The organism is Tepidanaerobacter sp. GT38 (genome assembly GCF_021991635.1).
Classification (GTDB): domain Bacteria; phylum Bacillota; class Thermosediminibacteria; order Thermosediminibacterales; family Tepidanaerobacteraceae; genus DTU063.
Window position 1 is genome coordinate 1 of the sequence record NZ_JAFFJA010000025.1, and the last position, 11903, is coordinate 11903.

An 11903-nucleotide genomic window follows, 5' to 3' on the forward strand; every position below is an offset into this window, starting at 1 on the left:
ACTTTTAAATTAACATAAGCACTAATACCTTTGCACTTGAAGACCCCCGTAAATTTTCGTTTCAATCCCTTATAGGTAGGCTAAAAACGATGTTGTATTTGCTGGCAGGCACTAAGTTTTGTAGTTTCAATCCCTTATAGGTAGGCTAAAAACTTAAAGACAGACGGGAAAATGATCCAAGCGGAGCATTATTTCAATCCCTTATAGGTAGGCTAAAAACCGTGCGAAGATGGTGCCGCTCCTACTTGTTCAGCTGATTTCAATCCCTTATAGGTAGGCTAAAAACGTGACCAAAGCAGAGGCTTTGGATCTGCCGGAGCAAATGTTTCAATCCCTTATAGGTAGGCTAAAAACGTAAAAGGATTTATTTGACCTTTGTTGGTCAGACAAGTTTCAATCCCTTATAGGTAGGCTAAAAACTCTCCATATCCTTATTGAAGCAGGCTGGAAGGGACCAAGTTTCAATCCCTTATAGGTAGGCTAAAAACTTACATATCCAAGATCCAGAAAAATTCAAGGAGATAGTTTCAATCCCTTATAGGTAGGCTAAAAACTTAGAAGTATGAATGAAATAGAATTTCCACGGTTGGGCGTTTCAATCCCTTATAGGTAGGCTAAAAACCTCTTTCCACATTGGCCGCTAACTCGGCAAAGTCTTGTTTCAATCCCTTATAGGTAGGCTAAAAACCCACTACTGGAGCCGTAGAGGCAAGAATAGCTATATAGTTTCAATCCCTTATAGGTAGGCTAAAAACCTTTCTGGCCTCGCTCTGACATATCTATGTCTCCAGTTTCAATCCCTTATAGGTAGGCTAAAAACGAAGGAAGTCGGGAATATTACGCTGGATTCAAAACAGCGTTTCAATCCCTTATAGGTAGGCTAAAAACGGAAGCAAAATGCCTTATACTTTAGGCGGAATATTATGTTTCAATCCCTTATAGGTAGGCTAAAAACCCGTCAACGTGGTATAGATAAGCTGACTGATGAAGAAGTTTCAATCCCTTATAGGTAGGCTAAAAACCTGGGCGTGGACAGACGACCCAAAGTGGGCTGAGAAAGGTTTCAATCCCTTATAGGTAGGCTAAAAACTGGCTGGTGATAAAGTGATCATGCCGGCAAATGCAAGTTTCAATCCCTTATAGGTAGGCTAAAAACAAGAAACCGGTTTTGGTAGCTTGGTGATAAATTTCGCAGTTTCAATCCCTTATAGGTAGGCTAAAAACTCTAGATGCCCGACGTAAGGCTGATACAGCAAGCGGGTTTCAATCCCTTATAGGTAGGCTAAAAACTAAATCTCCGGCAAGACGTCCTCTACCTGTTTTGAGTTTCAATCCCTTATAGGTAGGCTAAAAACTAGAGATTATGCATTAGAAAAGTTCCCTAAAACTGGTTTCAATCCCTTATAGGTAGGCTAAAAACCCCAGAGTCTGAAAGATGGCAAGAACTTTTGAAAGCGTTTCAATCCCTTATAGGTAGGCTAAAAACGTTTACTCCGGCATCCCTCAGCCGGAAGAAAAGATTGTTTCAATCCCTTATAGGTAGGCTAAAAACAAATGCACAAAAAAGCTTAGAAAAAGCTGAATCCGAATAGTTTCAATCCCTTATAGGTAGGCTAAAAACGGACCGATCTACGGTTCTACGGACGGCCCTCATCCACGTTTCAATCCCTTATAGGTAGGCTAAAAACGCAACTTCACCTACTTCTTGGTCTGTGTATTGTTTTGCGTTTCAATCCCTTATAGGTAGGCTAAAAACATTAGATTTATGGGAATGTTGCATTTATTATCGTAGGTTTCAATCCCTTATAGGTAGGCTAAAAACCTGTAGATGTTCACTTGCCGCGTATCCGCCAAACGGGTTTCAATCCCTTATAGGTAGGCTAAAAACCATCACTGCCGCAAAATACGCCTCGTCGTGCAAGCGTTTCAATCCCTTATAGGTAGGCTAAAAACTATGGAGGTTGATACAAAATGCGTAAATTAAAAACTAGTTTCAATCCCTTATAGGTAGGCTAAAAACGGTTAAGCACAATGCGGCCGTCATCCCTAACCTCATGGGTTTCAATCCCTTATAGGTAGGCTAAAAACGATCGATATTGGCTTGCTCTCCGCGCTGAACTGCCTTGTTTCAATCCCTTATAGGTAGGCTAAAAACAAGTCAATCCGGCACTGCACTCTTTGGCTGATATAATGTTTCAATCCCTTATAGGTAGGCTAAAAACTAAAGTTCTCTAGGAGGACACCCTCCCAATTAGATGAGGTTTCAATCCCTTATAGGTAGGCTAAAAACAAGGTATATGTAACTTATGAGACCGCCGGGGACCAGGGTTTCAATCCCTTATAGGTAGGCTAAAAACGGTGAGTATAGCAATTAATACTGCATTGGCTATTGTTGTTTCAATCCCTTATAGGTAGGCTAAAAACTTAGTAGCAATACCAACGCCCCATCTCTTTATAAGTGGTTTCAATCCCTTATAGGTAGGCTAAAAACATGGTAACGGCAGCTTCCAAAATAGTTATGGAAAGAAGTTTCAATCCCTTATAGGTAGGCTAAAAACAAAGAAGTTCAGCATAGACTATAAAACGTTAGGTTGTTTCAATCCCTTATAGGTAGGCTAAAAACCCACGGGTCCATATTTTTTTACACTCTCCAATCCAGTTTCAATCCCTTATAGGTAGGCTAAAAACGCCACCAATAATGCAAGAATTGAAGGAGTTTCAGAAAAGTTTCAATCCCTTATAGGTAGGCTAAAAACAGGAACCGATAACAAAGCCGGGAGATTTATGGATATGTTTCAATCCCTTATAGGTAGGCTAAAAACAAAACGTAGCCGAAAGCTATGTTTACGGTACAGTAGGTTTCAATCCCTTATAGGTAGGCTAAAAACATCGTGATTTTGCTTCAACGTTTGTTGCACAACCGCTGTTTCAATCCCTTATAGGTAGGCTAAAAACTTATTAGTTATTTTTATGGCCTCATTTTCGGTAGTTGAATGGTTTCAATCCCTTATAGGTAGGCTAAAAACCATAATTGTTGTTTTCATCATATATCTTTACTCTGTGTTTCAATCCCTTATAGGTAGGCTAAAAACTCTTTAAATAATTGCAAGAGCGGTATTTATTGCTATGTTTCAATCCCTTATAGGTAGGCTAAAAACTCATAATGATTTTTGTTATATAGCTTTTTTAATTCTGTTTCAATCCCTTATAGGTAGGCTAAAAACGCCACCACCTCTATAGGTGGGGGTAGTTCACAGGTAGTTTCAATCCCTTATAGGTAGGCTAAAAACCCTTCTCGAGCTTGCAAAAATAGCTTTTGCGGACAGTTTCAATCCCCTATAGGTAGGCTAAAAACTGAATCAACAGAAACTACAAAAATATATGTCATACGGTTTCAATCCCTTATAGGTAGGCTAAAAACGTATCAAGAGAAAGCAATAGAATGGGCAGAATATGCTCTGTTTCAATCCCTTATAGGTAGGCTAAAAACTTGAGCATAAGCGTAATAGCTAAAACAATATTGAAATGTTTCAATCCCTTATAGGTAGGCTAAAAACCTTCGCCATCTCCGCTATATGTTCCGTTCCCGATGACGGTTTCAATCCCTTATAGGTAGGCTAAAAACGACCTTGTGCCACCGGCAATTATTGAAGCGGTAGGAGGTTTCAATCCCTTATAGGTAGGCTAAAAACCATATACACATATATATTCAGATACAAAAAAGGAGAGGTTTCAATCCCTTATAGGTAGGCTAAAAACGCAGATGAGGGAAAAAACGGGTATAATAGAAATAGTGTTTCAATCCCTTATAGGTAGGCTAAAAACTGAAACTACATCAGTAGGGCAAGGGTCTTTGGCGGGTTTCAATCCCTTATAGGTAGGCTAAAAACGCAACAAAGTATTATCAAACGCAAAACTCCAAATTATGTTTCAATCCCTTATAGGTAGGCTAAAAACGGTAGATATACTACATTCTCCTCTCCTCCGTTATGGATGTTTCAATCCCTTATAGGTAGGCTAAAAACAAATTTTAAATAAATTCAAGTATTTATCGGCTGTTAGTTTCAATCCCTTATAGGTAGGCTAAAAACCTTTTTTACTCCAATATCCTTCAGGTTCGCTGTCAAGTTTCAATCCCTTATAGGTAGGCTAAAAACGGGCAAACTCCTTGTGGAAGCCGTGATACTGGTCTATGTGTTTCAATCCCTTATAGGTAGGCTAAAAACTTGCGAGCAAATAGGCAATCTTTTCATCTATGAGGTTTTGTTTCAATCCCTTATAGGTAGGCTAAAAACGGAAAAAGAAGGGTATGTTTACATCCATTCTGCACAAGTGTTTCAATCCCTTATAGGTAGGCTAAAAACCCATTAAAATGGCGTTAAATAAGGACTTTGTGTTTTACAAGAATAATTTCTTAATATTTTGTTTTTATTTTATTATACCACCGTTTCTGTTGATTTACAAGCCTTTGAGCCCTATGCTGACAAATACAAAAAAGTCGTCGACCTCCAAGGGTTTTTGCATTATTGGTGGTCGACGACTTTTAAATTACCATTTTGCCACATATGCTTTGTATTCTTCCTCACCTATAAGGTGTTTTGTTAACTTATACAACTCTAACCTTATAAGTCTCCTGTAGGATACATTTCTCCCTAAACTTCTATGATTAAAAGTACTTCTTAGTTTGTTTTCCATTTCTGCGATAAAAACTTGTTGCCCTTTTTCTTTTAGCACTAACCCGTTGGTGCTCTTTTCAAAATCGTCTTTACTTATCATATTTCTTCCAATCAAAGTAAATATAACCCTATCAACAATAATTGGTTTAAATATTTCTGCCACATCTAAGTTTAAAGTAAAACGTCGAAAATTTGTAGCATGTAAAAAACCTATTCTTGGATCTAAATGTGTCTTGTATATTTCGCTAAGTACAATTGCATAAATTAATGAATTGCCAAAACTTATAAGCGTGTTTAGGTTATTTTGCGGTGGTCTACGAGTTCTCTGCTCAAAAGCAAAATCTGGGTTATTTAAAATAACATCAAAAGCCTTATAATAATATTCCCGCGTATTGCCTTCCAGAGCCATCAGTTCTTCAATATCACGCGCTGAATATATTTTTGCTTCCAACTCCTTGATTCTTTCTTCAACAGATTGTAAATCCTTGCCTCGGTTCGAATAATATCTTAAAACGTTGCCTATATTTTTTACAGCCCCCATAACAAATTCAGCCGCAATCTTTTGCCTTTTTTGCGGTTCAAGATAATATTCGGCCTGTTTTAAAATCATGTATCCTGAATTTAGATGTTCTCTTGGATAATAGCTTCCCACATAGTAATCGTAATGGTTAAAAAAGTGTATTATTATCTCTGCCTGTGTTACAAATTCCAAAAATCTCTTGTTTATGTCAACTTCCCCGAATATATATATTTCACTAGTATTTTCTACGGGAATGTATTTTTTCCCTCGCTCATTTTCAAAAAAAATTGTGTTATCCTTCCTTTTTAATTCACCGCTGGAGAAAATATATATAGGCTTTTTCATGAGAAGCAAAACTCCTTATATCCGCAGTTTTTACAGTATCCAATTTTTTTAAAAGTGGGAGGCTTCTCTCTGAGTATAACCCTTTGAATATCTTCTAGCATATCCTCTAATTCTTTTTCTATATCAGGTGTGAGTTCTATGGACACCCTTTTTCTCTCTTCCGGAAACATTAAAACGCCTCGTGCATTTATCCCACTTTGCTTAAGTTTATAAAGATAAAAGGCAAGTTGCATTCGTGCACTTTCCTGCGCCTTGGAACTTTTTTTTACTTCACCAACAATAATATCGCCATCTTCTGACTTGATAAGATCTAGGACTACATTTTCAAAGTTTATTTTTTTCTTTTCCCTATCATAGCTTTCTTCATCTATAAGCCTACCCAATTCGATATATTGGTGCTCTTGATCAGGTATAATTTGATGGGCCATCAGCCAAGTTTGACGCTTACATATGTTATAACTTTGAATCAGAGTTCCTGTAATGGACATTACCATATTGGCGTCACCCCTTGACATTTAAACCCCGTGTCTCTGTCATAGTACTCTTCTAAGCTATTAATATTTACATATCTAAAACCCGCAACTTCCGGCGGCAGGTTATCTACGTTTATCGGCACTGCTACTACATATTTATAAAAGTCAGCTTTTATTTTGCTAAACTCAAGCCTGCGCTCAAATAAATCTTTTATTTCTTTGATTTTGAGATAATCCTGCCATACTTCTTCTGCATCATCGTCTATTTCTATGAACACATCTATTTTCGAATATGAATTATCAATAAGCTTGAAATCCCTTATACTTATCGATTCATCCGAACTGTCATATTTCATTCTATAAAGCGCTGAGAGCAATTCACGGGATTTGTCACTTGCCATTTTTTCTTGCATATCTTTATAGTAATGATCAATGATATTTAAAAAGTCACTTTCTCTTATACACTCATGCTTTTCGAGGATTCTCTCGGTTATATCCAAAAGAACATCGTCGTATATGTATGATGAATAACGTCTTTTATCATCATTCAATGATACGACAATCACTTCACCCTGCCTATCCCCATTTCTGTTGCATCTGCCGGCAGACTGATTAATAGAGTCTAAAGGCGCTAAATCTCTGTATACTTTATCAAAATCAATATCTACACCTGCTTCTACTAACTGGGTAGTAACGGCAACTCTAATTTCCCCCTGCTTCATCTTTATGATTCTATCCAAGCGTTCTTTAGGTATTACATGAGTTGATAGAAACCCAATGCACTCAGTTTTTGGCTTTAGCAGTTCATAGAAAGCCTTTGCCGATTTGATAGTGTTTAATATAAAAAGATAACTTTTGTCTGGTTCAAGATTTACACTTTCAGCGAATTCTTCCACTGTCATAGTCTTTTCCAATTGGGGCTTTATCACAACTCGATCCAGGGCACTAAAGTACTTTTCTTTGTCAGCCAAAGATTTCACTTCTTGTCTTTCGAAAATTAATGGTTCTGTAGCTGTAACAAAAACAACATATGAGTCTAATTTTTCAACCACTTCTCTAAGTATTTCTTTTACCAAGAGCCAATACTTAAAAGGTATAGACTGGACTTCATCAAGAATGATTATACAACCAGACAGCCGATGGAATTTGCGAAGAGTATTATTTTTATTTGACATTAAGGTATGAAATAATTGTACAAAAGTTGTAACGATGATTTCAGAATTCCAGCCCTCAATTAATATTTTTGCCTCATCTGGCTCAAACTCGTTTTCTCCGATCTTGTAGTATACCTCGGATAGGTGATGGTGTTTTAACAGCAAATCCGTATCCACTTTAAAGCCCGCTTGATTTAAGACTTTTTCAAACTGCTCAGCATTTTGTTCAATAATGCTTAAAAAAGGAAGTGAATATATTATGCGGGGCACATATTTCTTTTGCCTATAGATATTGCTTCTAAGTTTTAAGGCGAATGCCAGCGAAATAAAGGTCTTTCCTAATCCTGTAGGAAGGTTTATTGAATATATCCTTTCATTCAAGTCCAATTCCCGGCTCAAAACTTCTTTATAGGCTTTGTCTCTCAAGGCATTTATCTCTGACTTTTTAACATCGAATGTGCTCTTGTAATTATCTACAATTCTATAATCCATTATCGGTGGCTGCCGTTGAGGTAATTCACCTAGTACAACCTCGCTCTTATCAGCATCAATTAAAAGGGAAAAAATAAAGTTAGTAATTAAATAAGGTTCAATATTTTTTTCTCTGTCTAATTTTCTTAAACTGCGGCGAATTGCTTTAAGATCATCTCGTATTAAATCTATCCACTCCAGCATTGAAGTTGTTGTGATATTCAGGGGCAACCCTTCTGCTTTAAGCTTTTCATTTAATACCGAAAGTTTATCTTCATCTATGCTTTTTATTTGATCATTGAGTACATCTATATTTCTATCAGTTATTCCTGTTTCATCAATAATATCCTCTAAATTGCCATGATGCTTTCTTATTGTCCAAAAAGCAAGAAATGCTAGAAACGACTTTTCATTATTGCTTAAACTCTCTTCTACCGCAAATTCCGCTTGAGCAGAATAAAAACCTACTATAGCGGATAATAAGCCATGCCGAGTTTCATCAAGATTCTTTAGCGTCTTTTTTTCCCCTTCAGATGCAAATAAATATTTTTGAAAATACCCCGTAGCCTTGCCTATATCATGACATAACCCACAGATTTTAACGAGTCTGGTCAACATAGATTTATCATATCCGCAAATCCTTTCAACAGAACCAGCTGTTATGTTTTGGCAAGCTAAACGTGCTACATTTATCAGATGATCTTCCAACATCTTGTTGTGATGCGAATACAAATTAGAAAAAGATGATGTGCTCACCGCTGTCATCCTCCCAGCAGTAGCTGGTAAATGCCCTGATAGTTTTGCCCTGTATTTCAAAAAGCACATCTTCATATAGTTCTACGACCCTATCTTGATTCATTTCAATAGCCATTTTTTCTTTGAAATATTTTTTGCCCTCTTCAAATTGGATACCATAATTTTCAATCATATTCATGGGAATTACCGTTGTGATATCTTTATATCCTTTATCGCTCTGCACAAATTCTTTAACATCTACAAATTTAAAGTCCGCCAAAAGTTCACTAAGCCCCAGTGATAAAGTAAAAACCGTTTTATGGGCCATAATATTTTGGACTAGTTGGTCAAAAATCTCTTTATCTTCATGGCTGACATATATCCTATAAGCAGGATTTTTAACAAATTCAGTGCGTATTTGCGTCCTTGCTTCATGGGAGCCTTTCTTAATGGGTATCCAATAGTTACCTTTGGTGTTTATATGATTTAATCCCATGCGAATTTTACTTATGGGCGAAAGAATCCTTATGGCTAATTTGCATTTTTCATGCGAAAACACTTGTAGATAGTTTTCCTTGTCTGCACCTATAATTGCCCCAAGCATCCCCCTGACAGTTGGTGGTGGGGGAAAAGAAAAAGTAAGAGGGGACGAAGTAGTATAGAATTTTTTAAAGTGTCCCAAATCCCCATATATGTCAAAAACTACAGTTCTCATACTAATACCCCTCTACAACAAAAGTTCCTCTATAGTAAAACCGCTTAATGCATCTTCTAATGAGGATTCCTTTCCACCTAGCGTTATAATCAGGCGTTCATCAACTTTAAATTTGATTTTATCAATAGAATCTCTATGCATATCTAAAGCAGAAATTAATTCACTGATTTCAAGTTTCCCATCCTGAATATCCCGGATCTCTTCATCGTTTTTATCAGTTACAAATTTAATTCTCTTATCCAACTCACCAATATGAAAATTCTTTTCTTTAAATATCACTTGTAAAAGCAGCCTAGGCATTTGACCGGTTTTCGAATTAGACATAAGATTTTTTGTGCCATTCCACATACCTTCCAACATAAGCAGCACATCTTGTTCGGTCAACTCTATGTTTTGTCTGATTGCCGCATTTTCATTAACTATGCCATAAAACGCTATTAAAGAATATGGGAGTATGTATCTTTCAGTAAATGTCCCCTGCTTCTTGTCCTGTCCGGAGGGCATGACAGTAGTTCCTTTTACATAAGTTATGTTTACTCTGTGAAGAGATCTGCCATATTTGAACTGAACAGGCCCTGTTAACGTCATAGTTTTATCTTTTACTGCAGTAGTTGCGCCGAAAAGTCGCACATCGATGCACCTTTTTAAAAGTTCTTCATTGTCTTTAAAATCTTTTAGTCTGTCCTCTTTAGATTTAAGATTGCCATTGTCGTCCCTTAATTCTAAAATAAACACATCAAGGTTTTTATAATCGTAGAAATAATCACGTATAGTTCTCTTTAATCTGACATCGGTTACTATGTTTATTCCAGTTTCTTCATCTATCCGAGGTTTGTTTTCATCTACGGGATCACCATTTGGGTTGGCATCAGTAATGTCATAAATAAATAATATTTCCGAACGATTTTTTATGGTTGTCATTATAATCTACCTCCCAAATTATTTTTGAATTGGTTATTCAGGCATATTATCAGGATATATAACCTTTGCCACTTCATCAGCTAAATTCATCCCAGCTGCAAAGTAAAAATTAAGTTCGTCTACGGACAGAGCCCAATTATCTCCCGCCAGAAGAAGGTAATTGGCCGCTTCTGATGCCAGCTGTCGTTTTCCCTTGTCAAAAGAATCATACTCCTCTAACTTGTTTTGGACTCTGGGAAGCAAACCTTTGAAGTCCCTCTCTGTCATCTTTAAACTTTTTAGGTTCTTCAAAAATGGTTTTGCATTGCGCTCTTTATATTGTTTTCTGAGCAAAAATTCTGTCAACGAACCCAGCAAAAACAATCCTCTTTTTAAAGGCGATCTAAACATCTGGCCGTATTTATCGAACATATGGTCAAATATTTTTTGTTCCATTGTATCCACCCCTACTTTTATCAAATTTAAATCTTCGAGAAAGGCCATAACCTGCAATCCATCTTTGACGGTAGGATAAAAGTATCCATCATTAATGAATTCAGCCCTTACTTTTTTCATAATAAAGGAAACAATAAAGGTTTTGCTTATCGGTCGGTCTTTGAAAATTCTGTCAATAATATCTAAAAAGTATTTGTCGAGGTCATAATTTCTTTTATTGGAATCTGATTTGGCAAAAAAGTTCCTGATAGTCCCAAAAGTAAAATTCTGATTAAATAACACATCAACAGCGTATTTTGCGTTAAATATTCTGCGGAGCCTAGATGGAAATACATCTTCAATTACCAAAAGTATTCGTTGGGCAGCCTGTACTTTTTGTATAAATAGAAAGTTTAAAGTAAGGACATCATTTGCATCTTTCAATACGTCAAGAATATCCTCTTCATCATTGGTTATACGTTCTAAATTTTTTTGTTTGAGTGATGCCAGCTTTGAAGTATTTGTAAAAATATCCATTACATCTTCTGAAACTGTTTTGGTACCAATGATAAATTTGGGAATAAGATTGTATTTTATTCCACAAAATTTGAAAGTTAAATTTCCTTCTAAAAATTTCTTGCCTTCCTCAAGTGAAAATTTGCATTCGGGACAAACGGGAAAATTGCGCCAAGCTCGCTGTTCATCAAAACCTCCAGTGATAAAACCAGGCTTGTCTAAAGTATAAAAAGCATAAGTATCAATTTTGCCCATAACTGTTTCTTTTATTTCTCCACATATAGAGCAAACTTTATTTTTTTGCATCAATTTATTGTCTTTTTCATTCACCATGAAAATCAATAATCTTTTAAATACCAGAATGTCTCCCACATAAAGAGCTTTACTGTCCTGTATGAATTTGATGGTAATTAAAATGCCCTCTTTTTTTGGTGTTTCTTCTCTGATTTTTAATATCTTATTTTTGATAATTGTGCTGTTTTTCTCCAACAGGTCTCGAACCGAAGTTAAAAATTCCCTTTCAGATTGCGATAATTCTGCTTTCTTATTATCAAGAATTTTAAACCAGCCTAATATTTTTCTGTCAAAAGTTCCTTCAGGCTTACCACTGAGTTTTGCGGTTGGCGAAAAGTCAGAACTATTTGCAGCACCGCTCTTGTACAAATACTTCATTCTTTTATACGCATCATACTGCTCTAGTTCTACACCTGTAAATTCTACCTTCTTGTCATTGACAGTAAATACAATAGTTATAACCTTTGTATAACTTCCATTGCTGTTAGGGTCCTCCACTAAAACATCTAACAATTCACGTTTTTCTCTCTCAATAATTATTTGTCCCAATTCTTTTATAGCCGAAAGCACTCTCTCACTCCCTTCTTTGCAGTGGTCTAATGTTTTTTTCACCACCTCCGAAAAATTAAACATATATGCCCAGCAATAGTAACATAAAGCAGCATTGTT

General features: G+C 36.3%; 6 protein-coding genes and 1 CRISPR repeat array. All 6 genes read right to left on the reverse strand.

The genetic code is table 11. The annotated features are described in order from the left end of the window. Nucleotides 1-58 precede the first annotated feature (58 nt). A CRISPR array of direct repeats spans nucleotides 59-4364; the repeat unit is 30 nt; unit sequence GTTTCAATCCCTTATAGGTAGGCTAAAAAC. Between the two features lie 184 nt (nucleotides 4365-4548). The 6 genes from cas1b to JT739_RS04930 are packed head-to-tail and all read right to left on the reverse strand — an operon-like array spanning nucleotide 4549 to nucleotide 11846. Further along, entirely contained in the window at nucleotides 4549-5541 is a 993-nt protein-coding gene (gene cas1b, locus JT739_RS04905; RefSeq protein WP_237659986.1) for a type I-B CRISPR-associated endonuclease Cas1b, read from the reverse strand. Then, nucleotides 5538-6035, reverse strand: coding sequence for a CRISPR-associated protein Cas4 (gene cas4 / locus JT739_RS04910; RefSeq protein ID WP_370642580.1), 498 nt, complete (start codon nucleotides 6033-6035; stop codon nucleotides 5538-5540). Before cas4 ends, cas1b begins: the two co-directional genes overlap by 4 nt. Then, nucleotides 6029-8395, reverse strand: a complete 2367-nt coding sequence (gene cas3, locus JT739_RS04915) for a CRISPR-associated helicase Cas3' (RefSeq protein ID WP_237659988.1) — start codon at nucleotides 8393-8395, stop codon at nucleotides 6029-6031. Before cas3 ends, cas4 begins: the two co-directional genes overlap by 7 nt. Beyond that, complete coding sequence (gene cas5b / locus JT739_RS04920; protein WP_237659989.1) at nucleotides 8373-9089, reverse strand: type I-B CRISPR-associated protein Cas5b; 717 nt, start codon at nucleotides 9087-9089, stop codon at nucleotides 8373-8375. Before cas5b ends, cas3 begins: the two co-directional genes overlap by 23 nt. Before the next feature lie 12 nt (nucleotides 9090-9101). Beyond that, on the reverse strand, nucleotides 9102-10010 hold the full coding sequence (gene cas7b / locus JT739_RS04925) for a type I-B CRISPR-associated protein Cas7/Csh2 (RefSeq protein WP_237659990.1): 909 nt from the start codon (nucleotides 10008-10010) through the stop codon (nucleotides 9102-9104). A gap of 33 nt (nucleotides 10011-10043) precedes the next feature. After that, nucleotides 10044-11846 (reverse strand): TIGR02556 family CRISPR-associated protein, encoded by a 1803-nt coding sequence (locus tag JT739_RS04930; protein ID WP_237659991.1) that lies wholly within the window; start codon nucleotides 11844-11846, stop codon nucleotides 10044-10046. Nucleotides 11847-11903 lie beyond the last annotated feature (57 nt).